General features: G+C 71.0%; 23 protein-coding genes, 1 tRNA gene and 1 other RNA gene. 14 read left to right on the top strand and 11 right to left on the bottom strand.

The genetic code is table 11. The features are described from left to right. Nucleotides 1-37: 37 nt before the first annotated feature. An RNA gene (ffs, locus tag AC2DFQ_RS07220) (signal recognition particle sRNA small type) lies at nucleotides 38-134 on the bottom strand. Between the two features lie 165 nt (nucleotides 135-299). Between ffs and AC2DFQ_RS07215 the strand changes: the two genes are divergently transcribed. The 4 genes from AC2DFQ_RS07215 to AC2DFQ_RS07200 all read left to right on the top strand — a co-directional run bounded on the left by AC2DFQ_RS07215 (nucleotide 300) and on the right by AC2DFQ_RS07200 (nucleotide 5045). Then, nucleotides 300-1307 carry an AAA family ATPase gene (locus AC2DFQ_RS07215; protein ID WP_484508512.1) on the top strand — a complete coding sequence of 336 codons (1008 nt, stop codon included), beginning with the start codon at nucleotides 300-302 and terminating at the stop codon, nucleotides 1305-1307. A gap of 7 nt (nucleotides 1308-1314) precedes the next feature. Beyond that, nucleotides 1315-2559, top strand: coding sequence for a DUF58 domain-containing protein (locus AC2DFQ_RS07210; RefSeq protein WP_484533420.1), 1245 nt, complete (start codon nucleotides 1315-1317; stop codon nucleotides 2557-2559). Beyond that, complete coding sequence (locus tag AC2DFQ_RS07205; RefSeq protein WP_484533419.1) at nucleotides 2549-4900, top strand: transglutaminase TgpA family protein; 2352 nt, start codon at nucleotides 2549-2551, stop codon at nucleotides 4898-4900. Before AC2DFQ_RS07210 ends, AC2DFQ_RS07205 begins: the two co-directional genes overlap by 11 nt. A 60-nt stretch (nucleotides 4901-4960) precedes the next feature. Then, nucleotides 4961-5045, top strand: a tRNA-Ser gene (locus tag AC2DFQ_RS07200). A gap of 87 nt (nucleotides 5046-5132) precedes the next feature. On the opposite strand, the gene AC2DFQ_RS07195 is transcribed toward AC2DFQ_RS07200, so the two are convergent. After that, entirely contained in the window at nucleotides 5133-5651 is a 519-nt protein-coding gene (locus tag AC2DFQ_RS07195) for a hypothetical protein (RefSeq protein ID WP_484533418.1), read from the bottom strand. Nucleotides 5652-5799: 148 nt separating this feature from the next. Here AC2DFQ_RS07195 and AC2DFQ_RS07190 point away from each other — a divergent pair, with 148 nt between their 5' ends. Beyond that, nucleotides 5800-6198: an arsenate reductase ArsC gene (locus AC2DFQ_RS07190; protein WP_484533417.1), complete on the top strand. Its 399-nt coding sequence runs from the start codon at nucleotides 5800-5802 to the stop codon at nucleotides 6196-6198. Between the two features lie 86 nt (nucleotides 6199-6284). Further along, nucleotides 6285-7793, top strand: coding sequence for a SulP family inorganic anion transporter (locus AC2DFQ_RS07185; RefSeq protein WP_484533416.1), 1509 nt, complete (start codon nucleotides 6285-6287; stop codon nucleotides 7791-7793). Between the two features lie 15 nt (nucleotides 7794-7808). Here AC2DFQ_RS07185 and AC2DFQ_RS07180 read toward each other — a convergent pair whose 3' ends face one another. Further along, nucleotides 7809-8345, bottom strand: coding sequence for a pyridoxamine 5'-phosphate oxidase family protein (locus tag AC2DFQ_RS07180; protein WP_484508506.1), 537 nt, complete (start codon nucleotides 8343-8345; stop codon nucleotides 7809-7811). Between the two features lie 104 nt (nucleotides 8346-8449). After that, nucleotides 8450-9436, bottom strand: coding sequence for an arsenic resistance protein (locus AC2DFQ_RS07175; RefSeq protein ID WP_484508505.1), 987 nt, complete (start codon nucleotides 9434-9436; stop codon nucleotides 8450-8452). Between the two features lie 137 nt (nucleotides 9437-9573). Here AC2DFQ_RS07175 and chrA point away from each other — a divergent pair, with 137 nt between their 5' ends. After that, on the top strand, nucleotides 9574-10767 hold the full coding sequence (gene chrA, locus AC2DFQ_RS07170; RefSeq protein WP_484533415.1) for a chromate efflux transporter: 1194 nt from the start codon (nucleotides 9574-9576) through the stop codon (nucleotides 10765-10767). 30 nt (nucleotides 10768-10797) lie between these two features. Here chrA and AC2DFQ_RS07165 read toward each other — a convergent pair whose 3' ends face one another. Next, nucleotides 10798-11556: an MBL fold metallo-hydrolase gene (locus AC2DFQ_RS07165; protein WP_484508503.1), complete on the bottom strand. Its 759-nt coding sequence runs from the start codon at nucleotides 11554-11556 to the stop codon at nucleotides 10798-10800. A gap of 154 nt (nucleotides 11557-11710) precedes the next feature. Here AC2DFQ_RS07165 and AC2DFQ_RS07160 point away from each other — a divergent pair, with 154 nt between their 5' ends. Continuing rightward, the gene (locus AC2DFQ_RS07160) at nucleotides 11711-12667 is read left to right on the top strand and encodes an SDR family NAD(P)-dependent oxidoreductase (protein ID WP_484533414.1); all 957 of its coding nucleotides are present in this window, start codon (nucleotides 11711-11713) and stop codon (nucleotides 12665-12667) included. A gap of 1 nt (nucleotide 12668) precedes the next feature. On the opposite strand, the gene AC2DFQ_RS07155 is transcribed toward AC2DFQ_RS07160, so the two are convergent. Beyond that, nucleotides 12669-13193: a DUF2231 domain-containing protein gene (locus AC2DFQ_RS07155; protein WP_484533413.1), complete on the bottom strand. Its 525-nt coding sequence runs from the start codon at nucleotides 13191-13193 to the stop codon at nucleotides 12669-12671. A gap of 472 nt (nucleotides 13194-13665) precedes the next feature. Between AC2DFQ_RS07155 and AC2DFQ_RS07150 the strand changes: the two genes are divergently transcribed. The 3 genes from AC2DFQ_RS07150 to AC2DFQ_RS07140 are packed head-to-tail and all read left to right on the top strand — an operon-like array spanning nucleotide 13666 to nucleotide 15816. After that, the gene (locus AC2DFQ_RS07150) at nucleotides 13666-14613 is read left to right on the top strand and encodes an iron-containing redox enzyme family protein (protein ID WP_484533412.1); all 948 of its coding nucleotides are present in this window, start codon (nucleotides 13666-13668) and stop codon (nucleotides 14611-14613) included. Between the two features lie 14 nt (nucleotides 14614-14627). Next, nucleotides 14628-14813, top strand: a complete 186-nt coding sequence (locus AC2DFQ_RS07145; RefSeq protein ID WP_484508499.1) for a CDGSH iron-sulfur domain-containing protein — start codon at nucleotides 14628-14630, stop codon at nucleotides 14811-14813. Nucleotides 14814-14826: 13 nt separating this feature from the next. Continuing rightward, the gene (locus AC2DFQ_RS07140) at nucleotides 14827-15816 is read left to right on the top strand and encodes a glycosyltransferase family 2 protein (RefSeq protein ID WP_484533411.1); all 990 of its coding nucleotides are present in this window, start codon (nucleotides 14827-14829) and stop codon (nucleotides 15814-15816) included. Here AC2DFQ_RS07140 and AC2DFQ_RS07135 read toward each other — a convergent pair. After that, the gene (locus AC2DFQ_RS07135; RefSeq protein WP_484533410.1) at nucleotides 15794-16966 is read right to left on the bottom strand and encodes a zinc-dependent alcohol dehydrogenase; all 1173 of its coding nucleotides are present in this window, start codon (nucleotides 16964-16966) and stop codon (nucleotides 15794-15796) included. The two genes, AC2DFQ_RS07140 and AC2DFQ_RS07135, sit on opposite strands and share 23 nt — an antisense overlap. 201 nt (nucleotides 16967-17167) lie before the next feature. Between AC2DFQ_RS07135 and AC2DFQ_RS07130 the strand changes: the two genes are divergently transcribed. The 3 genes from AC2DFQ_RS07130 to AC2DFQ_RS07120 all read left to right on the top strand — a co-directional run bounded on the left by AC2DFQ_RS07130 (nucleotide 17168) and on the right by AC2DFQ_RS07120 (nucleotide 19890). Next, nucleotides 17168-17356 carry a hypothetical protein gene (locus tag AC2DFQ_RS07130; protein WP_484508496.1) on the top strand — a complete coding sequence of 63 codons (189 nt, stop codon included), beginning with the start codon at nucleotides 17168-17170 and terminating at the stop codon, nucleotides 17354-17356. Between the two features lie 69 nt (nucleotides 17357-17425). Beyond that, the gene (locus AC2DFQ_RS07125; RefSeq protein WP_484533409.1) at nucleotides 17426-18463 is read left to right on the top strand and encodes an LLM class flavin-dependent oxidoreductase; all 1038 of its coding nucleotides are present in this window, start codon (nucleotides 17426-17428) and stop codon (nucleotides 18461-18463) included. 257 nt (nucleotides 18464-18720) lie between these two features. Then, on the top strand, nucleotides 18721-19890 hold the full coding sequence (locus AC2DFQ_RS07120; RefSeq protein WP_484533408.1) for a DUF222 domain-containing protein: 1170 nt from the start codon (nucleotides 18721-18723) through the stop codon (nucleotides 19888-19890). Between the two features lie 771 nt (nucleotides 19891-20661). Here the strand turns inward: AC2DFQ_RS07120 and AC2DFQ_RS07115 are convergent. The 4 genes from AC2DFQ_RS07115 to AC2DFQ_RS07100 form a co-directional block, all read right to left on the bottom strand. Then, the gene (locus AC2DFQ_RS07115; protein ID WP_484533407.1) at nucleotides 20662-21150 is read right to left on the bottom strand and encodes a bifunctional nuclease family protein; all 489 of its coding nucleotides are present in this window, start codon (nucleotides 21148-21150) and stop codon (nucleotides 20662-20664) included. 123 nt (nucleotides 21151-21273) lie between these two features. Next, nucleotides 21274-22335, bottom strand: a complete 1062-nt coding sequence (gene gnd / locus AC2DFQ_RS07110) for a phosphogluconate dehydrogenase (NAD(+)-dependent, decarboxylating) (RefSeq protein WP_484533406.1) — start codon at nucleotides 22333-22335, stop codon at nucleotides 21274-21276. Nucleotides 22336-22443: 108 nt separating this feature from the next. Next, nucleotides 22444-22659 carry an SCO4848 family membrane protein gene (locus tag AC2DFQ_RS07105; protein ID WP_484533405.1) on the bottom strand — a complete coding sequence of 72 codons (216 nt, stop codon included), beginning with the start codon at nucleotides 22657-22659 and terminating at the stop codon, nucleotides 22444-22446. A gap of 26 nt (nucleotides 22660-22685) precedes the next feature. After that, the gene (locus AC2DFQ_RS07100) at nucleotides 22686-25190 is read right to left on the bottom strand and encodes a DEAD/DEAH box helicase (RefSeq protein ID WP_484508489.1); all 2505 of its coding nucleotides are present in this window, start codon (nucleotides 25188-25190) and stop codon (nucleotides 22686-22688) included. Nucleotides 25191-25198: the final 8 nt, after the last annotated feature.

Below are 25198 nucleotides of genomic sequence, written 5' to 3'. Positions count from 1 at the left end.
TCACGATCGCGCCCGCGCACCCGGGCGTGCGGCAAAAAAGAAAGACTCTCCGCGCACCCAGCAGAGCCCGGTTACCCTTGCTACGTTTCCGTCCTGGGGGAGTTGGCCTGGATGCCGCCACGCGGAGAGCCGCCATCACTCTACCGGGTCCGCCGGCGCCCTCCCAATGCGGCCGGAGGGTTGCCCCGCTCCCGCGGCCGTAACAAGGGCAGGTTTCTCCCAGCCTCGGGTATCGATCGCGGGGTTACGATCAGGTAACGACGGGCGGCGGCGCCCATCGCCCCGACCCGAGGGACCGTATGAACGAGACGGCGACGACCGCACACGCCCCGGCGACCCAGGCGCTCACCCGCGAAGACTTCGGGCAGCTCACCGGCAGCATCCTGGCGTCCATCTCCCGCGTCATCGACGGGAAGCCGGATGCGGTGCGCTCGGCGCTGGTCAGTCTCCTCGCCGAGGGGCACCTGCTGATCGAAGACGTGCCGGGCGTCGGCAAGACGATGCTGGCGCGGGCATTGGCCGCCTCGATCGACGCCGGCGTGCGTCGCATCCAATTCACACCCGACCTCCTGCCGAGCGACGTCACGGGCGTGTCGGTCTTCAACCCGGTGGACCGCGAGTTCGAGTTCAAGCCCGGGGCCATCTTCGCCAACGTCGTGATCGCGGATGAGATCAACCGGTCCTCCCCCAAGACGCAGTCGGCCCTGCTGGAGGCCATGGAGGAGAAGCAGGTGACCGTCGACGGACGCACCCACCTCCTCCCCGACCCTTTCCTGGTCGTCGCGACGCAGAACCCTCTCGAGATGGAGGGCACGTACGCGCTCCCGGAGGCCCAGCGCGACCGGTTCATGATGCGCATCTCCATGGGGTACCCCGACGCGCGCAGCGAAGCCCTCATGCTGCGCCAGCGCGACACCGTGAACCCGCTCGAGGGGATCCGACCGGTCGTGACCGCCGCGCGCGTGACCGAGCTGATCGCGTGGGCGCGCGCCGTGCACGTCTCGCCCGCCGTGGAGGATTACGCCGTGGCGCTCGCACAGGCCACCCGTTCCCACCCCGATCTGCGGCTCGGGGCGAGTCCTCGCGCCACCCTGCAGCTCGTGCGCGCCGCGAAGGTGTGGGCAGCCCTCGACGGACGCTCCTTCGTGATCCCCGACGACGTGAGCGCGCTGCTCGCCCCGGTCTTCGCCCACCGCCTCATCCCCCGTCGCGCCGCCGCCGGGGGCCGGTCCTCGATCGACGTGATCGCAGCGGCGCTCGAGCGGATCGTCGGCTCCGTCCGCGTCCCGCTGGCGGTGCGCACGTGAGACGGCCGTGAAGCGCGTGTGGCCGCTGACGGCCCGGGGCACCGGCGCCGTCGCCCTCGCGCTCGCCGCGTTCGTCGTCGCCCACGAAGCCGGGCTGGGAGAGCTCGTGTACTTCGGGGTGCTGCTGCTGGCCGTGGCGGCCGGAAGCATCGTCTCGTTGTTCGTCGCGCGCCGCACCGAGGCCGTCGCCCGCTCGCTCCTGCCGGACGTGGCAGCCGTCGGACGGGCGAGCGAGGTGCGCGTGCGCGTGGGCATGCGCTCCGCGCTGCCGACCGCACCCGGCACGTGGGAGGACACCCTGCCGCGCGGCCTCGCCGGCCGCGCCCGCGGAATCTTCCCGGCGATGGTCTCGGGCCTCCGTGGCGGTGACGGAGCGGTCGAGCTCCGGTACACCGTCGAGGGGCGCAGCCGCGGCATCCACTCGATCGGCCCCCTCATCATCACCGCCACCGACCCCTTCGGGCTCGTCCGCCGACGCTTCGTCCTCGGCGGCCGCACCCGCGTGACCGTCGCCCCCGCCATCGTCGATCTGTCGCCGCTGCCCACCGCCCCCGGCGAGGCCGGCGGGATGCTCCCCGCGGCCACCGCGCAGCTCGGGCAGGGAGCGGACAACCTCGTCGCGCGGCCCTATGCGTCGGGGGACTCGATGCGCCGCATCCACTGGCGCGCCACCGCCCACCGCGACACGCTCATGGTGCGCCAGGAGGAGCAGGAGGCCAGCCCCGAAGCCACCGTGGTGCTCGACCGAGGCGGCTCGCGCTGGGGAACCGGCGCGATGCGGGCGCCCGGCAACGACGGCGCCTTCGAGACGGGCGTCTCGCTGGCCATGTCGGCCGTGATGCAGCTCGTCCGCGAGGGATACACCGTGGCGTTGCTGGATTCCGACGGCACGGAGCTGTCCGACCCGCTCGCGGGGGGCGAGGTGTTCGACGTCGAAGCCCTGGCCGCACAGGTGGCCACCCTCACCGCCCGCCAGGGCGATGATCTCGCACACGTCCCCGCCCTGTTCGCCGGCATCCTCACGGGGCCCGTCGTGCTCATCACCGGCCGGCTCGACTCCGAAGACGCCGAGGCGCTCGCGCCGCTCGCGCACCACTCCTCACTGCCGGTCCTGCTCGCCATCAGAGCGGCTGCCGATTCCATCGATCGGGTGCGGGGCTTCGGATGGTCCGCCTCCTCCGTCGCGCCCGGCGGAGACCTCTCGCGCGCCTGGGAAAGCGCCCTCGGCCAGGGGGCCGCCCATGTCCGCTGAGCACCGCGGCGAGCGCGCCGACTCCCGCGCCGTGCCGACCGGTCGGCGACGGACCGACGTCCTGCTGGCCGCCGGCGTCCTCGTCGCTCTGGCGGGAGCATCGATCCCGCTTCTCCGCGTGATCGAAAGCGGCCCGTGGGTGCTCGGCGCGGCGGTCCTGGCCGCCGCTGTCGTTGCCGCCGGTCTCGTGGCCCGCTGGTTCCGCCTTCCCGGCGTTGCCGTCGCGGCGCTGGAGGCGGCGGTCTGGGTGCTGATTCTGACGGCGATGTTCGGTCGCTCCACGGCCCTGGTGTGGGTCATCCCCACGCCCGCCACCGTCGCGATGGTGCCCGCCCTGGTCTCGGCCGGCGTCGACGAGATCGTCTCGGGCGCGGCACCCCTGGAGGCGGGGGCACCGCTCGCGTTCATCCTGATCGGCGCCGTGGGACTGCTCGCTCTCGCGATCGACCATGTCGTCCTCACCGCGCGGATGCCGCTCCTGGCGGCGGTCGGACTGGTCGCGATCTCGCTGGTTCCCTCGGTCGCGGTGCCCGGCGACATCAACCTCACGGGCTTCGTCATCCTCTCCGCCAGCATCCTGTTCCTGCTGCGCGTGGACACCCGCGCCCGGCAGAGCCACCCGGCCGAGCAGGCCCGCCCGGGCCGGTTGGCACCGGCTCCCGGCCGCCGCAGCGGCGCCACTGCCACCGCGAGCGCCATCGGGGCGATCGCGGTGGTCGTCGCCCTCGTGGCCGGCCCCCTGCTTCCCTCCCCCGTGGCGCGCGCCGGCTCCGGCGGCTTCGGCGTGGGGCCGACCATCGACCCCACGCTGCAGCTCGGCGATGATCTCCGCCAGCCTCGCGAGACGGAGGTGCTGTCGGTGCGCTCGACCGCTCCGAGCCCCCCGTACCTGCGCGCCGTGACCCTCTCCGAGTTCGACGGCTCGGTCTGGGAGCCGGATGCGGGGCGTCCTCTGCCGCTGGTGGAGGAGGGGGCGCTTCCCGAAGTGGAGATCGACTCCGGCATCGACGTGTCCGAGTACCGCACCACGGTGGAGATCCGGGAACTGAACTCCCCGTGGCTCCCTGTGCCGTACCCGGCCATGTCGCTGTCCGGTCTCGAGGGCGAGTGGGGTGCGCTGTCCGAGAACCGCACCGTGGTCACCCGTACCGGATCGGCCCAGGGTCAGGTGTACGAGGTCACGACCGCGCTGCCGCGCCCCACGCTCGAGCAGATCCGCTCTCGCGAGGCCGGAGGAGCCGCGCCGGAGGAGACGTTCGCGCTTCCCGACGGGATGCCGGAGGTGATCGCGGCGACCGCGCAGGAGGTCGCCGGCGCCGCGCAGAACGACTACGACGCCCTGCAGAGCCTGCAGTCCTGGTTCCGCGGGCCGCAGTTCGCCTACTCCCTCGAGGCGCCGGTGGAGGACGGGTTCGACGGCTCCGGATCCGACGCCGTCGCGGACTTCCTCGAGGTGCGCGAGGGCTACTGCGTCCACTTCGCGTCGGCTTTCGCGCTGATGGCGCGCACGCTCGGGATGCCCGCCCGCATCGTCGTCGGGTACCTCCCCGGCTCGAACACGAGCGAGTCCAGTCAGGGACAAACGGTCTACACCGTCTCCAGCAGCCAGCTGCACGCCTGGCCGGAGGTGCACTTCGAGGGGATCGGCTGGGTGCCGTTCGACCCGACCAACAGCCTCGGAGTGGCGACCAGTTTCAGCTCCGCCGTCACACCGGGCACCGGCACGCCCGCCGACCAGGCACCTCAGGAGGCCCAGCAGCCCGCGCCCGAGCCGTCGGCGCCGGCGACAACGGGGCCCCTCCCGCAAGACGACCTCACAGCCGGCGCGGGCGGCAGCGGGACGACAAGCGGAAGCAACCCGTGGCCGGGGATCGGCGCCGCGCTGCTCGTCCTCGCCGTGCTCGCCGTGCCGGGGCTCCTGCGCGACATCCGCCGGCGCCGGTCGGTTGCCGCAGCCGCGGGTGGGGATGCCGGCGGCGCCTGGCTGGCCGTCCAGGAACTCGCGATCGACCTGGGCATCGCGGTGCCCGGGGCGGAGTCGCCGCGCGCGTTCGGCTCGCGCCTCGTCGACGTGCACGGCGCCCCCGCCGCCACGGTCGGCGTCCTCGTGACCGCGATCGAGCGCGCCAGCTACGCCGACGCCGGGTCGTCACGCGCCCGATCCGGCTCAGGCTCAGGCTCCGATAAAGAGCTCGCCGCCGCCCTGGAGTCCGTCCGCGTGGGGATGCGCAGCGGCGTGGTGCCCGGGCGGCGCATCCTGGCCAGCGTCCTCCCCCGCTCCCTCGTCATCCGCCCCGGTTCCGCCTACGCCCATCCGCCCGAGCCCGCGACGGCCGGCTGACCCACGGTTCGGGCGCACTGACGGTTGCGGGTAGGATGGTCGGCGGTCCTCCGGGGCCGAGGAGGATTCGCCTAGTGGCCTATGGCGCACGCTTGGAAAGCGTGTTGAGTGAAAGCTCTCAGGGGTTCGAATCCCCTATCCTCCGCCGATCGAGAAGCGCTGCGCCCGAGGGCGCGGCGCTTCTCTCATTCATCGGAAGGACGAGAGCTCCGGCCCCCACGAGTGATGGCTCTCAGATGTACTGCTCGTTCGCCGCGCGGGCGATCGAGCGCGAGCGGATGTCGTCCCAGTTCAAGACGACCACGCCGTGGGAGCCGGTGCGGTCGGCGGAGCGCTCGTGGAGTCTGTCCCGGAGCAGGCGCCCGTTGTCGCACCCGGAGACGTCGAGGAGCGTGACCTCGACCTCGCGCCCGGCGGCCCTCTCCACCTCCGAGTGCACGTGGGTCGCGATCGCCGACGCCACACGATCGAAGTGATGCACGATGCGCTGGTCCATGGCCGTTGCGATCACCACATGACGCAGCGCGTCGCCTTCCCCGGCCCTCGCGGCGGCGAGCCGGCCGGCCGCGCGCAGGCGGACCTTCGCCGCCCCGCGTGAGGGGACGCCACGAAGATCGACTCCCATGACGAGGGTGCGCGCACCGGTCGGCACGTCGCCCTCGGCGACGACCGTCACGGCGTCATCTGTCGAGCATTCCCGGAGAGTGTCCAGCACGTCTCCCATGAGAACCATCCGCTGAAGCATGTCCACGGCTTTCTGTTCTTGAGGCGAGAGCCTACTCACCTGTCCCGGCGTGGCTCCCCGGCGCGCCTCGAGTCGATGACATTCATCGCGCGTTCACCTGTCTCCGTCAGTATTGACTCGGACGCCTGACGCCCTCGACGAATGGACTACCGCCATGACCCGCCCGACCGTGCTCTTCGTCTGCGTCCACAATGCGGGTCGGTCGCAGATGGCCGCGGGCTACCTGCAGTCCCTCGCCGGCGACCGGATCGACGTCCGCTCAGCCGGGTCTGAGCCGAAGGATGCCATCAACCCCGTCGCGGTGGCCGCAATGAGCGAGGAAGGCATCGACATCGCCGGGAACACCCCGACGGTTCTCACCGTGGATGCCGTACGCGAGTCCGACGTCGTCATCACGATGGGATGCGGCGACGCGTGCCCCATCTTCCCCGGCAAGCGGTACGAGGACTGGGTGCTGGAGGACCCAGCCGGACAGGACCTCGATGCCGTCCGCCGCATCCGCGACGACATCCGCGGTCGCGTGGAGAACCTGATCGGCGAAATCGTCTCGTGAGCGGCGCCCGCGGGCGGGCCGGGCGAGACTCTGCCGCCCGGTAGAGTGCCTGTGCGCCGCGCTCCGGCGCCGACCACAGGAGAACGTTGACCGCCGTCGTCCCCGCCCAGGATCCCGCCACCCGCTACCGCATCGAACCCACCGTATGGCAGGCGCTGCGCAGCCCGCGCCTGCTCACCCGGGAGGTGCTGGCCGGTCTCGTCGTCGCCATCGCGCTCATCCCCGAGGCGATCGCGTTCTCGATCATCGCCGGGGTCGATCCCCGATTCGGGCTGTTCTCCTCGTTCGTGATGGCCGTGGCCATCGCCTTCCTCGGCGGCCGCCCCGCGATGATCACCGCCGCAACCGGCGCCGTCGCGCTGGTCATCGCTCCCGTGGCGCGCGAGTACGGCATCGACTACTTCCTCGTCACCGTGCTTCTGGGCGGCCTCATCCAGATCGTCCTGGCGACGCTCGGGGTCGCGCGGCTCATGCGATTCATCCCCCGCAGCGTCATGGTGGGGTTCGTCAACGCGCTGGCGATCCTCGTCTTCGCCTCGCAGGTGCCCCACCTCATCGGTGTGCCGTGGCTGGTGTATCCGCTCCTCGCCATCGGGCTGCTCATCATGTACCTGATGCCCCGCGTGACCAAGGTGGTCCCGGCGCCGCTGGTGGCGATCGTGCTCCTCACCGCCGCCGCGGTCGTCCTCGGTCTGACGGTGCCCACCGTCGGCGACCAGGGCGAACTCCCTCAGAGCCTGCCCGAGCTGTTCGTCCCGACGGTGCCGCTGACGTGGGAGACCCTCGGGATCATCGGGCCCTTCGCGGCAGCGATGGCGATCGTCGGTCTCCTCGAGTCGCTGATGACGGCGAAGCTCGTCGACGACATCACCGACACGCACTCGCGAAAGACGCGCGAAGCGCTCGGGCAGGGCACCGCCAACATCCTGTCGGGACTGTTCGGCGGCATGGGGGGATGCGCGATGATCGGCCAGACGATGATCAACGTGAAGGCGTCAGGCGCGCGCACCCGCATCTCCACGTTCCTCGCCGGGGTCTTCCTGCTCGTGCTGGTGCTGGTCTTCGGCGATGTCGTGGCCGTCATCCCCATGGCGGCCCTGGTCGCCGTGATGATCGTGGTCTCCGTCGCGACCTTCGACTGGCACAGCATCCGCCCCAGCACCCTGCGCCGCATGCCCAAGAGCGAGACTCTCGTGATGGTCGTGACGGTGGCGACCACCGTCTGGACCCACAATCTCGCCCTCGGAGTCGGCGCCGGCGTGGTGGCCGCGATGCTGCTGTTCGCGCGGCGAGTGGCGCACTTCACGACCGTCACCCGCGTCGTCGCCGCCGACCCCGTCCCCACCGCGCGCTACACCGTGGACGGCGAGCTGTTCTTCGCCTCCAGCAACGACCTGACGACGCAGTTCGACTACACCCGCGACCCCGACCGGGTGATCATCGACCTGTCGCGTTCGCACGTGTGGGACGCGTCCACGGTCGCGGCGCTGGATGCCATCCAGGCGAAGTACGAGCGCCTCGGGAAGACGGCCACGTTCGAGGGGATGAACGACGCGTCCACCCGATTCCACGGCAGGCTCACCGCGGGGGCCTGAGCCCGACCAGGTCGGCTACTGCTCCTCGAACGGCGGCAGGTGCGGGATCGGGTTCGGGCGCGTGGACCGCGGGACGCCGGCGCCCCGATCCAGCGGGCCCGTCCGCGGGGCGGAGAACGGCTGGGCAGCCCCCTCCCGGAATCGGCGGCCGGTGATGGCTGACGGGGCGATCCGGATGTAGAACGGCTTGGCCGCAGGGCTCGCCGAGGTCAGCCGACCGACTCCGCTGCGACGGATCTCCTCGTCGACGGTCACCTGCGCGGCGTTCCCGCGCACGAGCACGCTCCAGTGCGTGTCGTCGATGTTCCCGTCCACCTCGAAGGCGACCCGCGGTCGTACCCGGAGATGGCGCAGCTTGCTGTCATTGGCCGTGCGGATGTAGAGGAAGCCTTCGCTGCTGGTGAAGTTGACGGGGAAGACCTCGGGCTCCCCTGCGGAATCGAGCAGGGCGAGGCGACCCAGACGGGTGTGTTCGAGAAGGACCCAGCACTCGGCCGTCGTGAGCGTGCCTACGGGATCGTCGCGGTTCGCCCCGCGGGAGTTGTCCGCCATGGGCGCCTCCTTCATCGCTCGTACCGGCTGCGCGCACCTCTCACGGGGCAATCTACGTGTCTCCTCCTCGTCGCGCTACCGCATCCGCTCCGCGAGCGGCCGCATCACACCGGCGTGGATGCGGCGAAGGGCGCCGATCGCCGCCCGGCGCGAAAGACGGCGACCAGCGTCACCATGGCGACCAGCTCGACGAGGGTCTGCGTCACCACGACCAGCGGAGCAATCGACAGCGCCGGTGGAAGAGCCAGCGCCAGCGGGAGCACCACGAGCGAGTTCCGCGTCACACCGCTGAAGGTGACGGCGATGCGCGCCGGTCTCTCCAGTCCGGCCGCCCGAGCGAACAGCGCCCCGACGGGGGCGAGCACGACGACGAAGGCGACGAAGACGGGGATGACCGCAACCAGCGAGGGGAAAGCGGCACCCACGCGTGCCAGCTGGGAGGCGATCACCACCACGAACGTGAGCATCATCAGGGGCACCATCGCTCCCATCGCCCCCTCGACGACGGGCCGGGCGCGCGCGAAGCGGCGTGCCAGGGACTGCGAGACCACCGCGAGCACCAGCGGAACCAGGATGAGCCCGACGAACGACTCCACGAGGGGTCGCACGTCGATCGCCGCCGCCACCTCCGCTCCGGCCATCACCCGCAGCGAGAGGGGCAACAGCGCGATCTGGGCCACCATGAGCAGCGGCGTGGCCGCGACGAGCTGCTCGCGGTCACCGCCGGCCAGGCCGGAGAAGACGATGACGTAATCGACGCAGGGGGTCAGGAGCACGAGCAGCACGCCCACCAGCAGCGCCTGGTCGGAGGCGACGAACCGGCTCAACCCGAAGACGACCACCGGCACCACGACGAAGTTGAGCACCAGGACGACGGCGAGGAACCGCAGGTCGGCGAGCGCGTGGGCCACCCGCCCGAACGGCACGGCGAGGAAGGTGACGTACAGGAGGGCCGCCAGTACCGGAGCGATCGCGTATTCGAGCGCAGCGGCCAGCGCGGGGAGCCCCCAGCCGAGCACGGCGCCCACGGCGATCGCCAGCAGGTAAAGCGCGACCTGGCGCGCCTGCATCCTCTCGATCACGTGCCGCATGCGCCCATCTTCAGTCACGCGCCACGCGGCCCGCGAATCGGGACGACCGCGCGGGCGGTGCGAGACTTCCGTCATGTCGACCGCACGCCCGTGCGCGCGTTCAGGCGCCGTTCACCCGTCGCTGGTGGGGTTCTGACGTGCGGCATCCCGTGGCAGAGGTGTTCGGCGCTTTCCTGAAGCTCGGCGTGACGTCCTTCGGTGGTCCGATCGCGCACCTCGGGTACTTCCGCGACGAGTTCGTCACCCGCCGGCGGTGGCTCAGCGAGGAGCAGTACGCCGATGTGGTGGCCCTCGGCCAGTTCCTTCCCGGACCGGCGTCGAGCCAGGTCGGGTTCGCTGTCGGGATGCTGCGCGCCGGCGCCGTCGGCGCGCTCGCGGCCTTCGTAGCGTTCACGCTTCCTTCCGCGGTGCTCATGGGAGCGGTGGCCGCCGGTGCCGACCTCTACGAGGGGCCCGTCGCCGAGGGAGCCGTCGATGGGCTGAAGATCGTCGCAGTCGCGATCGTCGCGCACGCGGTGTGGTCGATGGCGCGCACGCTGACACCCGATCGGCAGCGCGCGACGATCGCCCTCGGTGCGGCGGTGCTCGCGCTGCTGTGGGGCGGATCGGTGGGTCAGATCCTCGCCATCGCGCTGGGCGCGGGGGCCGGACTGCTGTTCTGCCGGACCGTGGCACCGGCATCCGAGGAGCCGGCGCTGCGATTCCCGGTGTCGCGAACGGTCGGCGTGGTCTGTCTCAGCGTGCTCGCCGTGCTGCTGGTCGGCCTGCCGGTGCTGGGCCTGGTCACTCGTGCGGGAGGCATCGAGCTGTTCGACGCGTTCTTCCGGGTGGGCGCGCTGGTCTTCGGGGGCGGGCACGTGGTGCTGCCCCTCCTCGAATCCGCCGTGGTGCAGAACGGGCACGTGAGTGCCGACGAGTTCCTCACGGGGTATGGGGCAGCCCAGGCGGTCCCGGGGCCGCTGTTCACCGTCGCCGCCTACCTCGGAGCCCTCGCTGATGCCGGCCCCGGCGGCGTCGGCGGCGCCGTGATCGCCACGGCGGCGATCTTCCTTCCGGGGTTCCTTCTGCTCACCGGTGTGATGCCGTTCTGGAACGCGCTCCGCCGGCGGTGGTGGGCGCCGCCTCTTCTTCGCGGCGCGAACGCGGCGGTCGTCGGCATCCTCGCCGCCGCCCTGTACACGCCCGTCTTCACAACGGCGATCGGCGGCGTGGCCGACCTTGCGCTGGCTCTGGTGTGCTTCGTGCTGCTTGCGGCATGGCGGTGCCCGCCATGGGCGGTCGTCGTCGTGGGCGCGGTCGGCGGCGTGATCCTCGCCCTCCTCCCCGGGTGATGCCGCCGGCGGCGCGCGGGCGGGCGGCGCTCACGCGAGCCCCGCCGCCTGCGCGCGTGACACCGCCTCCCGCGCTCCGGCGTCGAAGGGCTCGCCATGACCGGGAAGGACGATCCGCGCCCCGGTGGCCCCCAGCGCGTTCAGGGCCGCCAACGCGGCGCTGCCGTCGGCGGTCGCCGCGCGGGCCACCACGCGCGGTCCGGTCTCGCCGGTATACGGGTCGTACGTCACCAGCGCATCCCCGGAGAAGAGGATCCCCCGGTCGGGGAGGAAGAACGCACAGTGGCCGTAGGTGTGCCCCGGTGACCACACCGGGACGATCCCTCCGAGCGCGGACGCTCCCTCGCCGGGATGCACGTCGCCATGAGCGTCCACGCCGTGCACGCCCAGAGCCCCGGCGGCCACCATCCGCGCCAGGATCGGCACCGCCCCCGGGTGGCGCACCGGGTAGGGGAAACGCGGCCGTTCGTGGTCGTAACGGTAGGGATGTCTGGCCAGAGAAACGTCCTTCTCGTGGATGTGCAGGGGCACGTGATGGTCGTGCAGCAGCCGGTCGCACATGCCGACGTGGTCGAAATGCCCGTGCGTGAGATACACCGCGGCGAGGTCGTCGGGCCGGTATCCCAGCGACTGGAGTGCCTCCCGCAGAAGTGGCCACGTCCGCGGCAGCCCCGCATCGATGAGCACCGGACCGTCGGATGTGACAACCAGGTAGCAGTTCACCGCTGCGCGGCTGATGCGGATCACCCCGTCCGCGACGGGGAAGACACCGTCTGGGTTGCGAGCCATGCCCGACACTGTGCGCGTCTGGGGCCTCGGGACGCACGGGGTTGCCTCAGCGGGGGTGCCCTGGTAGCCGTCGATGCGCGAGCCGACACCGCTGTCAACCCTCTCAACGTCGCGGCCCGTCGGACCTACCGTTCCGGGGAGCCCGGGAGGACCCATGCGCACTGCAGGCCGCGTCGTTGTGATCGTCGGCGCTTCGCGAGGAATCGGGCGCGCTGCGGCCCTTACCTTCGCCCGCCGCCGGTGCCGTCTGATCCTCGTCGCCCGCGACGAGGAGGGCCTCGCGGAGACCGCTGCCCAGTGCCGCGGAGTCGGGGCCGAAGTCCTGGTGGTGGTCGGCGACGCGACCGAGCCCTCCGTCCTGGAGGGTGTCGTGCGTCGCACCCTCGCGCGGTTCGGGCGCATCGACGTGTGGGTGGGCATGTCGGGGGTGCTCGCCTACGGGAGTGTCGAGCAGACGCCGACCGAGGTGTTCCGGCGCATCCTCGACACCAACGTCGTGGCCCAGGTCGACGGCGTCCGGCACGTGCTGCCGGTCTTCCGCGCCCAGGGTTCGGGACGCATCGTGCTCGTCGGCTCGCTGTATTCGCGCATCGCGGCGCCGTACATGTCGGCGTACGTCGCCAGTAAATTCGCGCTCCTGGGGTTCGCCCGCTCCCTACGGCAGGAACTGATCGGCGCGAAGGACATCGACGTGCGGATCGTCCTTCCCGCCACGATCGACACGCCCATCTACCAGCGCGCCACGAACGTCACCGGCCGCGCGCCGCATCCGCTTCCACCGGTGTCATCGCCCTACCGGGTAGGCCGCGCGGTGGAGCGCGCGTCCCGGGGGCGGGGCCGGCACGCGGTCCACGTCGGCCTCGTGCAGTCGTCCATGATCCTGCTGTCCGCCGGGCTGCCGGGAGTATATGACCGCGTCATCCGCACCCTCATGGACGGCCTCGGTCTGCGCCGGCGGCCGACCCCCGACACGCTGGGCGCGCTGGAGTCGCCGCAGGCGGGCCCGAGAACCGTCACGGGTGGCTGGCGTTCGCCGGCACTGCGCGTGGTCGTGGCCGTGGCGACGGCCGCCGGCGCCGCGTCCCTTGCGGGACGACGGCGACGGCGCTGAGTCACGCTTCGACGTAGCCTTCGCGCTGGGTGCTCTCATCGGCGACCCGCACGCCCCAGCGGTAGGCGAGCTTCCCGCCGAGCCACCCCGACACGCCCAGCGCGCCGAGGGCGACGACGCTGATCGCGACCGCCCATCCGGAGATCTCATCCCCCACCGCGAAGCGGATGACGAGGCCGACGGCGAACAGGACGATCCCCGCCGTGTTGAGCAGCGCGTGGATGACACCGGTGCGGTGCGCCGGTGTTCCCCGCGGAATGCGCGACAGGTCCAGCAGTCCCAGTACTGCGGCGACCACGGCACCGATCAGTCCGATCAGGACGAGCACACGCGCCCCGATGGCGAAGGCCTCCGGGTCATCGGCGACCATCCCGATGATGTCGAAGACGAGGCTGGCCGTCCACGCCCCGATCGGAATCGTGATGGCGACCGGGTGGAAGGGATGCCCGTAGGGGCCCGCGAGCGGGGTGGCGGGAACCTTCGCACTCCGCATCCCGGGGTAGGCCGTGTCCCGAGCCGCGTTCATGCCTTGTGCAGCGCGTCCTGGGCGCGCCCGGCAAGCTTCCCCATCGCATGGGGCGGCTCGGTCGTGCCGGAGAATCGAGCGCCCGGGTGCGTGGACGGCGGCACGGGGACCGCACCCTGGTGCCGATGAAGGAACATGATTCTCCTTGCTGCGCCGACGAGGGGATGGCCGGTCGACCGGAGTGGGCGCCTACCGACCACCAAACGTTGGATCGCCGCGTTCCTCACGGGGCTTGCCGTGGCGTGTCCGCGGGTGGACAATCCCCGCACCCGGGTCGGCAGGCCGTGTCTGGGCCCGACATGGTTGTCAAGGGCGTGCATCCCGGCGGCTTCGGGCGACAGGGTGGAGTGTCGCGTTGCCCGGGAGATCAGGAGAATCTGTGTCCGTCGTTGATTTCGCCCTGCCCGCGGTAGGCGTGCCCTTCTCGGCCCGAGGTCCGCTGAGCGACGCGGTTGTGCGTCGGCTCACGGGCGTGACCGACAGCGAAGAGCATCTCGAGCGGGCGATGCAGGCCGTGGCAGACGCGGACGACATCGCGTGGGACGATGACATCCAGGTGGCGCTGTTCGCGCTGTACGCCTCCGCCTACGGATCGATCGACGGATTCTCCCCCGACCTCGAGTGGGACCCCGGCCTCGTGCGGACGAGAAGGGTTCTCGAGGAGGCTTTCGAGGCACAACTGCGCGCGGAAGTGGAGGTCCCGGTCGCCCCGGAGCCGACGGCGGATGCGGTGGCCCGCCTGCTCTTCGAGATGACCTCGGCCGACAGCGGTCCGAGCCTGTCGCGGTACCTGTTCAAGAAGGCCACGCACGAGCAGGCGCAGGAGTTCTTCATCCAGCGTTCCATCTACACCCTCCGCGAGGCCGACCCGCACTCGTGGGCGATTCCGCGTCTGCGCGGACGGGCGAAGGCCGCCCTGGTGGAGATCCAGGCCGACGAGTACGGCGGCGGCCGGCCCGACCGCGTGCACGCGACGATGTTCGCCGCATCCATGCGCGGCGCCGGCCTGGACGACACCTACGGGGCATACATCGATTCCGTGCCCGCGGTGACCCTCGCCTCGCACAACGTGATGTCGATGTTCGGCCTGAACCGGCGTCTCCTCGGGGCGGTCGTCGGACACCTCGCCGCCTTCGAGATGACCTCCTCCATTCCGAACAAGAAGTACGCCGACGGCCTGCGACGGCTGGGGTACAGCGCAGAGGTCACCGACTACTTCGACGAGCACGTCGAAGCCGATGCGGTGCACGAGCAGATCGCCGGTCGCGACATGGCGGGCGCCCTCGCCGAAGACCGCCCCGACCTGCTTTCCGACATCCTGTTCGGCGCCGCCGCGTCCCTCGTGGCGGACGGATGGGTGGGCGCGCACATGATGGACGCCTGGGCGCGCTCGGAGACGTCTCTGCGGACTGCGGCATGAAGGACGAGGGACCCGTGACCATCACGGCCTACCCCGACGGCCCTCTGCTGCTGCGCGGAGACGCCGATCTGCGCACCGCCGACGGGGAGCCGATTCCCCGCACGCGCCGCACGGTGGCACTGTGCCGTTGCGGGCTGTCGATGATCAAACCGTTCTGCGACGGAACCCACAAGGCCGCAGGGTTCCGCACGGACGAGTGAGCCCGGTCCGCGTATGGCCGCGGAATACGTGCTCCCGCTGAAGTGGAGCGATGACGCCGGCCTGGCGGAGCTGACCACGTACCTGCGCGACCTCGCCCGGTCGATCGAGGTCACGGTGGTCGACGGGTCTGCCCCCGAGAGGTTCTCGGCGCACGCCGCCGCCTGGGCCGGCATCGTCCGTCACGTGCCGGTGGATGATCACAGCGGTGCGAACGGAAAGGTGTGCGGAGTGCTCACCGGCGTGCGCCTGGCCCGGCACGAGCGCATCGTGCTTGCCGACGACGACGTCCGGTACGACCCGGCCGCGCTCTCGGCGGTGGTGGCGGCGCTGGCGAACGCCGACCTGGTGAAGCCGCAGAACCATTTCCGCCCCCTGCCCTGGCACGCGCGATGGGACACGGCGCGCTCGCTCCTCAACCGGGCCCTGGGGGCCGACTACCCCGGTACGTACGGGCTCCGACGATCGGCCCTGAGGGCGACGGGCGGGTACGACGCCGACGTGCTGTTCGAGAACCTGGAGATGGAGCGCACCATCCGCGCCGCAGGCGGGCGCGTGGTGGTTCGCGACGATGTCTTCGTCCTCCGCCGGCCACCGTCGACCCGCCACTTCCTTTTCCAGCGGGTTCGGCAGGCGTACGACAGCCTCGCCCAGCCGGGCCGTCTCGCCGCAGAACTGGCGATCCTCCCCCTGGTCCTCCTCGCCCGACACCGACCGCTGCGAATCACCGCCCTCGCCACGGCGCTCGTCCTCCTCGCCGAAGCCGGCCGGCGACGGCACGGCGGGCGGAGGGTCTTCCCGCCCACGAGCGCGTTGTGGGTCCCGCTGTGGATGCTCGAGCGCGGTGTCACGGCCTGGCTGGCGGTGCTCCAGCGCGCGCGAGGCGGAGTGAACTACGCCGGCCGGCGACTCCCCCGCGCCGCGACCCCGTCGCGCCTGCTCCGCGAACGCCACCGCGGCGCCATCGCGGGCCGCGCCGGGCTCACGGATGAAGGACGACCTTGATGCAGCCGTCCTCCTTGCGCTGAAAGGTCCGGTACAGCTCGGGCGCCTCCTCGAGCGGTGCCCGGTGGGTCACCAGCCGCTCGGTGCCCAGGGGATCGGCCGCATCCTCGACGAGTGGAAGCAGGTCATCGATCCACCGCTTGACGTTGCACTGCCCCATCCGGAGGGTCAGCTGCTTGTCGAACATCGTCTTCATCGGAAGGATGTCGGCGTCGCCGGCATACACGCCACTGATCGACACCGTGCCGCCGCGGCGCACCATGTCGATCGAGGCGTGGAGGGCGGCGAGCCGGTCGACTCCCGCCCGCTCCATCAGGGGACGGGCGAGTGCGTCCGGGAGGACCCCGATCGCCTGGTGCGCGAGCTGCGCGGCGGGGCTCCCGTGCGCCTCCAGGCCCACCGCGTCGATCACGGCGTCGGCGCCGCGCCCCTCGGTGGCATCGCGGATCCGTTCGACGGCGTCGGCCTCATCCCAGGCCTCCACACCGAACCGTGCCGCCATCTCGCGTCGCTCCGGCACGGAGTCGATCGCGATGACCCTGTGCCCGCGGTGCACGCCGATGCGGGAGGCGAACTGCCCGACGGGTCCGAGCCCCAGCACCACGAGCGTGCCGTTGTCGGGCAGGTTCGCATACTCCACGCCCTGCCACGCGGTGGGCAGGATGTCGCTGAGGAAGAGGTACCGGTCATCGGGCAGCTCTTTGCCCACGAGGACGGTGTTGTATTCGGCCAGGGGTACCCGCAGCATCCCCGCCTGTCCGCCCGGGACCTGGCCGTAGAGCTTGGTGTAGCCGAATAGCGCCGCGCCCGACCCGTACTCGGTCACCTGCGTGGTCTCGCACTGGGACTGCAGTCCGTTGCGGCACATGAAGCAGTGCCCGCACGCGATGTTGAAGGGGACCACGACACGATCGCCGGGCGCGAGCGTGGTGACGTCGGCGCCCACCTCTTCGACGATGCCCATCGCCTCGTGCCCGAGGATGTCTCCCGCATCGAGGAACGGCCCGAACACTTCGTACAGGTGCAGGTCGGACCCGCAGATCGCCGTCGACGTGATGCGCACGATCGCGTCCGTGGGGTGCTGGATGCGCGGGTCGGGCACCTCCTTGACTGCGACGTTGCGCTTTCCCTGCCAGGTCAGTGCCCTCATGCCGTTGCGCTCCTTCGCCTTACGGAGGCGCGACCGCGCATCCGTACTCCCGAGGATGTCGGCCGGCGGAGGCGGGATGGAGGGGATTGACAGTGCAGACCGGCCCGGGCTACCGCGGTATCGCGGGGCCGGCGGCTGTCAAGCCCATCCCACGGGACCGGCCGGTGCGATGCGATGGAGTTCCCGACGAAAGGAACCGGCATGTCCGACCCCGCCGCCCCGCAGAATCCCGAGCCCGACCTCCGCACGGATTCCGGTTATCCGAACCGCGACCGCGCCGACCTCGCCGACCAGGCTCCGGCCCGCGCGGACGACGTCGCCATCGCCGAACACCTCGCGGTGGACGATGACGACGAGGTCGACCACGACGACCCGACAGCGGCGCAGTGACCGCACCCGCCGGCCACCGGCTCATGCATTCACGGGAATGCATCCGACGGCCGGCGGGTTCCCCCTGATATGCAGCGATTCGGCACCCTTTCCTTCGGGCACTACGGCCCCCTCGGCGGTGGCCGCGAGCTCACCGCGGGCGACACGCTCCTCCAGGCGGTCGACCTCGCGCAGGGCATGGACGACCTCGGCGTCAACGGCACGTACTTCCGCGTGCACCACTTCGCCCGTCAGCACTCCTCGCCGATGCCCCTTCTCGCCGCGATCGCGGCGCGGACCCAGCGCATCGAGATCGGGACGGGCGTCATCGACATGCGCTACGAGAACCCGCTGTATCTCGCCGAAGAGGCTGCGGCCGTCGACCTCCTCAGTCGCGGACGACTCGCCCTCGGCGTGAGCCGTGGGTCACCCGAGACGGTGGTGCGCGGCTACGAGGCGTTCGGCTACACGGGGTCGGCCGATCCGCGCGGCGCCGACATCGCCCGGGATCACTTCGACCTGTTCCTGCGCGCCATCGACGGGGAAGGACTCGCCGAGCCCGACCCGGCCAGCCCGTTCGGCGTGGCCAGCGGGATGCAGCGCATCGAGCCGCATTCGCCGGGCCTGCGCTCGCGCGTGTGGTGGGGTGCAGGAACCATCGCCACCGCGGAGTGGGCGGGTCGCATCGGGGTGAACCTGATGTCGTCAACGCTCATCAGCGAGGACCGCGGCGTGCCGTTCGACGAGCTGCAGGCGCAGCAGATCGACGCCTTCCGCGCCGCCTGGCGCGAGGCCGGGCATGCCGGTGAGCCGCGCGTGTCGGTCAGCCGGAGCATCTTCCCGATCACGAGCGAACGGGACGCGATGCTCCTGCGCGGTGGTCAGGACTCCGACCAGGTGGGCATCATCGACGGGATGCGCTCGACATTCGGCCGCACGTACGCGGCCGAACCGGACGTGCTCATCGACCAGCTCCTGGACGACGCCGCCATCCGCAGCGCGGACACCCTGGTCCTCACGATCCCGAGCCAGCTCGGGGTGGACTGGAATCTGCGGATCGTCGAGTCGTTCGCCCGGTACGTGGCGCCCTCGCTCGGCTGGCAGTCGACGCTCGCTCCTACCGCCTGACGGAATCGGAGCCGCCACCCGCGCGTGGCCGGCTGTGAACCGGCCGACGGGATTCCTCCCCGCAGGACGTGGCCGAGGGGTCCGTCGCTTCGGTGCGTTCGCACCTTTCAGTGCACAGCGAACGAGCTTCGCGAGTTCTCCACAGGTTTGCCGGAGTGGCGGCCGGGGCGTCTGGAATGTCGGTGGCCCGGAGTAGTTTCTGAGGTATGGAAAATAGCTCCCAACCTGGGGAAACCCGGCCGGATGATGCCACGCGGATGCGTGCGGGTCTCGCCGGGATCGTGGAGCAGAAGGCGATGCTCGCGAAGGTGCAGGCCGAGCTGATCCGCCACCACGCGGTCGTCGCTGAGGTCGCGATCGAGCAGATCGGGCGGATGAGCTCCCACGCCTCCCGGAAGCGCGAGATGCCGATGCGGTCGACCGCGGCGGAGGTCGCGTTCGCCACTCATGTGCACGACCTCACCGCGCAGAAGGAGCTCAACGACGCTTACGTCCTCGTCACCCGGTTCGCCGCGACAGTGGACGCGCTGGAGGCGGCGCGGATCTCGAAACGGCACGCGGACGTGATCCTCGAAACCGGGACGACGATCGACGACGATGGCGTGCGCGGGGCGTGGGAGGAGACCGTTCTCGGCTTCGCCGCCCGGGAGACCCCCGGCCGTACCCGGGCGTACGCGCGGGAGCTGGCCGAGGTGGTCAACCCGGTCGGGATGACCGAACGCCACGCCCGCGCCAACGAGGCCCGCGGCGTGAGCGTTCTCGATCTGGATGACGGGATGGCCCTGCTGCAGGTGCTGCTCCCCGCGACCCTCGCCTATGGAGCCCGCGACCGCATCACCCAGCAGGCCCGCGCGATCCGCGATGCCGCGAATGCGGAGCGCGAGCGCAGGGCAGCCGAGCAGGCGCCAGAGGCGGACGCATCCGCGGACGAAGTGGATGAGGCGGAGATCGATGACACGCGCACGCTCCGCCAGATCTCCGCCGACCTCGTCGCCGACATGCTCCTCACCGGAGCACCCGCCATCGATCCGGTCGCCGACCGAACCCGGGCGGGCTCGGCGCGATCCGCGCGCACGTGCAGATCATCGTGCCCGCCACCACCCTGGCCGGCACCACCGACACCGGGGCGAGCCTGCACGGTCAGGTCCCCATCGACCCCGCCACCGCCCGGCGCCTCGCGGGTGACGCCCCCGGTTGGGACCGGGTGCTGTGCGATCCGATCACCGGCACCGTCCTCGAAGTCGACCGGTACACCCCCGCACTCGAACAGAAACGCTTCCTCCAAGCCCGCGACCAGCACTGCCGCGGGTTCGGATGCCGCACCCCCGCCCACCGCTGCCAGCTCGACCACAATCATGAGCATCACGACGGCGGCGCTACCGCGATCGGCAACCTCAGCCACTTCTGCGTCCGACATCACACGCTGAAATCCGAGACCGAGTGGACCGTCCGGCAGCTGCCACACGGCGCCCTCGAATTCACGAGCCCGCTCGGCAACACCTATACCGACCAGCCGCCACCGCGCGTGGTGTTCGTACCCGAGGGCGACCCACCACCGTTCTGACCCGTCGGACCGACCGTTCGCCCCCGTTACTTTCCTTAGCCATTCAGCGAGGATGCTGGGCGGTGGCAGCCTGCCGGGCTCGACATCCGCAACGACGACCAGGTCGGTGTGTTCGCCGGACTCGAGGTCGGCAGAGGCGAACATCACGCGGTCGCTCTCGACCGGACCGGCAACAAGCCCTACAACCGACCGCGGGCGATGCCGTATGCGCTCGCCGATCTGACGTGCTATCGCAATGCTCCGTGACGGCGCTCTCTACCAGCGGTCACACGGAATCACAGGCGGCGAACTGGCGGCCTGATCGCGCGCTCAAGCTCGGCCGGACCCGGAACCCGAAGTTCGAGGCGTTCCGATCGGGAACATCGGGATAGCCAAGCCCGCGAACGCAATCAGGGGCCAGAAGCTGCTCGACACGATCGCGAGCACAATCCCCAGCACCGCGAGGCTGACCGCGATGCTCCACACCACGACCCGCACCCACCTGGGCACACCCGCCACCCGATGGTTCGGCATGTCACGATCCTACGAACGAACCCCCGCTGGACTACGAATCCCCAGACCGCTCACAGCAGCAGCCGCACGCCTCGAGATCGCTCAACCTCTTGACGAACGACATGGACCCCAGGCACCGGGTTCAGGGGACGAAGTCGTCCGGGTCGACGTCGTCGAGGAATCGACGGAATTCGTCGAGCTTCTCCTCTTCGTCGACCTCGTCCGCGGGCTCGGCCAGCGACTCCGGCACGCCCGCCTCGGCGAAGACGGCGTCGGCGACCCAGATCGGTGCATCCAGGCGGGACGCCAGCGCGATCGCGTCCGATGGCCGGGCATCGATCACGCGCAGGCCATGCGGCGTGAAGAGGGTGACCTCGGCGTAGAACGTCCCGCCGTCCACGCGCGTCACCTCGACGCGCTCGACCGTGCCCTCCAAGGCCTCGACCAGGCGCACCATCAGGTCATGCGCGAGCGGACGCGGCGGTACCACCCCTTCCACGGCGACCAGGATCGAGGTCGCCTCCTGCGCTCCGATCCACACCGGCAGCACCGACCCGGCGGCCTCCGAGGGCCCGACGGGCTTCAGGAGGATCACATGCTGCTGGGCGGAGTCCAGCGCGACTCCTGCCACGCGTACCCGAACCATGCTGCCCCCCGTGCGGTGAGATGTCCTTCAGCCTACGTCCGGCCCCCGCATCCGTCATCCGGGGTTGCGCCCGCTCGCGACGCGGTGCACGAGTGGAGTGGCGGCCGCTCAGCGCGAGGAGCTGTCGGAGTTGGCACCGCCGGCTTCGAGCACGTCGCCCGCCGGGAGCTCCTGGTGCCCGCCGAACTGGAGCCGCATCGCCGAGAGCACCTTATTGGCGAAGCGATCCTCCCCCCGTGAGGCGAACCGCTCGAACAACGAGGCCGCCAGCACGGGCGCGGGCACACCGACGTCCACCGCCGCCTTCACCGTCCACCGTCCCTCTCCCGAGTCCGACACGCGACCGGCCAGTCCCTCGAGCCTGGGGTTGTCCTCGAGCGCGGCGGCGGTGAGATCGAGCAGCCACGAAGAGATCACCGAGCCCCGTCGCCACAGCTCGGCGACTTTCGGGGTGTCGATGTCGAACTGGTAGAACTCCGGCTCCTCCAGAGGTGCGACTTCGGCGGAGTGCGTGGACTCGCGCAGGCCGGCGTCGGCGTTGTGCAGGATGTTGAGCCCCTCGGCGATCGAGGCCATGACGCCGTACTCGATGCCGTTGTGCACCATCTTCACGAAGTGTCCGGCGCCCGAGGGACCGCAGTGCAGGTAGCCGCTCTCCTCCGGGGCATAGTCCCCGTCACGACCGGGCGTGCGCGGAATCTCGCCGGGCCCGGGGGAGATCGTCCGCAGCACCGGCTCGATGTAGGTGAACGCCTCATCGGGTCCGCCCACCATGAGGCAGTAGCCGCGGTCGAGTCCGAACACGCCGCCGCTCGTGCCGACATCGACGTAGTGGATGCCGCGCTCGCGCAGAGCGGCCGCCCGCCGGACGTCGTCGCGGTAGTTCGAGTTGCCGCCGTCGATGATGATGTCGCCCGGCTCGAGCACCGCCGCGACCTCCTCGACGACACCGCCGGTCAGGCCCGCGGGGATCATCAGCCACACCGCGCGGGGTGCCGTCATCCGGGCGGCGAGGTCGGCGAAATCGCGCGCGCCGACGGCTCCCTCGCCCTCCAGGGTCGCCACCGATGCGGGGTTGACGTCGTAGACGATGCACTCGTGCCCGTCGCGCATGAGGCGCCGCGCGATGTTGGCGCCCATTCTCCCCAGTCCCACCATGGCCAGTTGCATCTCGTGGCTCCTCCCAGCGGCGTCCGGAGCCGGACGGGCTCCACCGCGAGTCTAGGGACTCCGGTAGCCCCCGGGGCCGGGCGTGCGCGGGCGTCGGCCGCCGCGGGCTCAGCTCACGAGGGCGGCCAGTCCGGCGATGGCCGAAGCGAGAGCCAGGACGAGGGCGACGGCGATGAGCACGACGTGCACGATCAGGAACCGCGTGGGTTTCCCCGCCGCGTCCCGTGCGCGCGGATCCTTCGCCACCCGGCCGTAGAAACGCGGCCAGACGACCACGTTGAAGACGGCGTTGACGAGCAGCAGGATCGCGAGCGAGGTCTCCACCCTCCCGAGCCTAGGCGCGCACCCGCTTACAGCCGGACCACCTCGGTGCCGCGGACGACGGCTGTACCCGCCTCCTCGGATGCAGCCAGGTCGACGACCGCCCGGATCCGCCAGTCGTGATCGCCGGCGGGGTCATCGAGGGTCTGTTCGACGCGCCAGATCCCGGATGCCGCGTCGGTCTCGTCGATCGCGACCAGGGCGGCCGAGCGGGCCGGACCACCGGTGAGAAGCTCGTCGTGCTCGGCATAGTAGGCATCCAGCGCGGCCGACCAGTCCACGTCGGGATCGAGGAGGGCCAGCTCGTCGTCGCGCTGCAGCGCCGCCAGCTGCACGCGGCGGAACATCTCGTTGCGCACCAGCACCCCGAAGGCACGACGGTTCGTCAGCACCGACGGCGGCGCCGGCGGGACCACCGGCGCATCCTGTTCGGCGGGCGGGGCGATGAGCGCCGCCCACTCGTCCACGAGACTCGAATCCACCTGACGCACCAGCTCGCCCAGCCACTCGATCAGGTCGAGAAGGTCGGGGGTCTGCGCCTCCACCGGCACCGTCTGGCGTATCGCGCGGTACGCGTCGCTGAGGTAGCGCAGGACGAGGCCCTCGCTGCGAGCGAGGGAGTACAGCGACACGAACTCGCCGAACGACAGGGCACGCTCGAACATGTCGCGCACCACCGACTTCGGCGAGAGGGCGAAGTCGCGCACCCACGGCTGGCTCGAGGCGAAGACCTCGAAGGACTGGGCCAGCAGCTCGGCCAGCGGCCGCGGGTAGGTGATCTCCTCCAGCGCCTCCATGCGCTGGTCGTAGTCGAGGCCGTCGCGCTTCATCGCGGCGACCGCCTCCCCGCGCGCCAGATGCTCCTGCTGCGACAGGATCTGCCGAGGATCGTCGAGGGTGGCCTCGATCACGCTCACGACGTCCAGGGCGTAGTGCCCGGTCCCGGCGGCGCCCGTGCGGTCTTCGGGATCGAGCAGCTCGATGGCGGCGAGCGCGAACGGCGACAGCGGCTGGTTGAGCGCGAAATTGGCTTGCAACTCCACCGTGAGCCGCACCTCGCCCCCGACGACCTCGACCACGTCGGCAGCGCGCAGGGTCCGGAACAGCGCCAGGGCACGACGGGCGAGCTCCCGCTGGCGGGCGCGGGGCTCGTGGTTGTCGAAGACGAGTGCTCGGACGTTGCCGAACACGTCCCCGCCGCGGGCGATGACGTTGATCAGCATCGCCGCGGTCATCTGCAGGTGCGGCACGAGTGGTTCGGGCTCGGCGGAGACGAGGCGCTCGAACGTGCCCTCGCTCCAGTTCACGAATCCCTGCGGCGGCTTCTTGCGAACGACCTTCCGCAGTTTCTTCGGGTCGTCCCCGGCTTTGGCCACCGCGGTCGCGTTCTCGATCTCGTGCTCGGGAGCGAGGACGACGACCGTGCCCGCCGTGTCGAACCCGGCGCGGCCCGCCCGCCCGGCGATCTGATGGAACTCCCGCGCCGAGAGATGCCTCATGCGCTGTCCGTCGTACTTCGACAGCGCGGTGAGCAGCACCGTGCGGATGGGGACGTTGATCCCGACGCCCAGGGTGTCGGTGCCGCAGATCACCCGCAGGAGGCCCCGCTGGGCCAGTGTCTCGACCAGCCGACGGTAGCGGGGCAGCATCCCGGCATGGTGCACTCCGATGCCGGAGCGCACCAGGCGCGAGAGGGTGCGCCCGAATCCGGTGGTGAAGCGGAACCCGCCGATCGCCTCGGCGATCTCGTCCCGCTGCTCGCGGGAGATGATGCGGATGCTGGAAAGGGCCTGTGCCTGCTCCATCGCCGCGGCCTGCGAGAAGTGCACGATGTAAATGGGCGCCTGGCGGGTGTCGAGGAGCTCCTGCACCGTCTCGTGCACGGGAGTGCGAGCGTACGAGAAGTGCAGAGGCACGGGCCGCTCCACGCCGGTGACCCGGGCGGTGGGGCGACCGGTGCGGCGAGCGAGGTCATCGGCGATCGCGGTGACGTCGCCGAGCGTCGCCGACATCAGCAGGAACTGCGCGCGCGGCAGCAGCAGCAGCGGCACCTGCCACGCGCCGCCTCGCTCGGGGTCGCCGTAGTAGTGGAACTCGTCCATCACCACCTGGTCGACGGCCGCGTCCGGCCCCTGGCGGAGGGCGAGGTTGGCGAGGATCTCGGCGGTGCAGCAGATGATCGGTGCATCCGCGTTGACGGAGGAGTCGCCGGTGACCATGCCGACCTTGTCGGCTCCGAAGATGTCGACGAGCGCGAAGAACTTCTCGCTCACGAGTGCCTTGATCGGGGCGGTGTAGTAGGTGCGTCCGCCGCGGGCCAGGCACGCGGCGTGCGCGGCCACGGCGACCAGTGACTTGCCCGTCCCCGTCGGCGTGGACAGGATCACATTGGCGCCGGAGACGAGCTCGATCACCGCTTCGTCCTGCGCGGGGTAGAGCGTCAGCCCGCGCTCGGTGGCCCACGACACGAAGCCGCCGTAGACGGTGTCGTCATCGGCGCCGACCGGGACGAGATCGAGCAGGGTGGGGGGCACACTCCACC

The sequence above is a fragment of the Microbacterium sp. Z11_20 genome, assembly GCF_057197605.1.
This window is presented reverse-complemented; position numbering and strand designations above follow the sequence as displayed.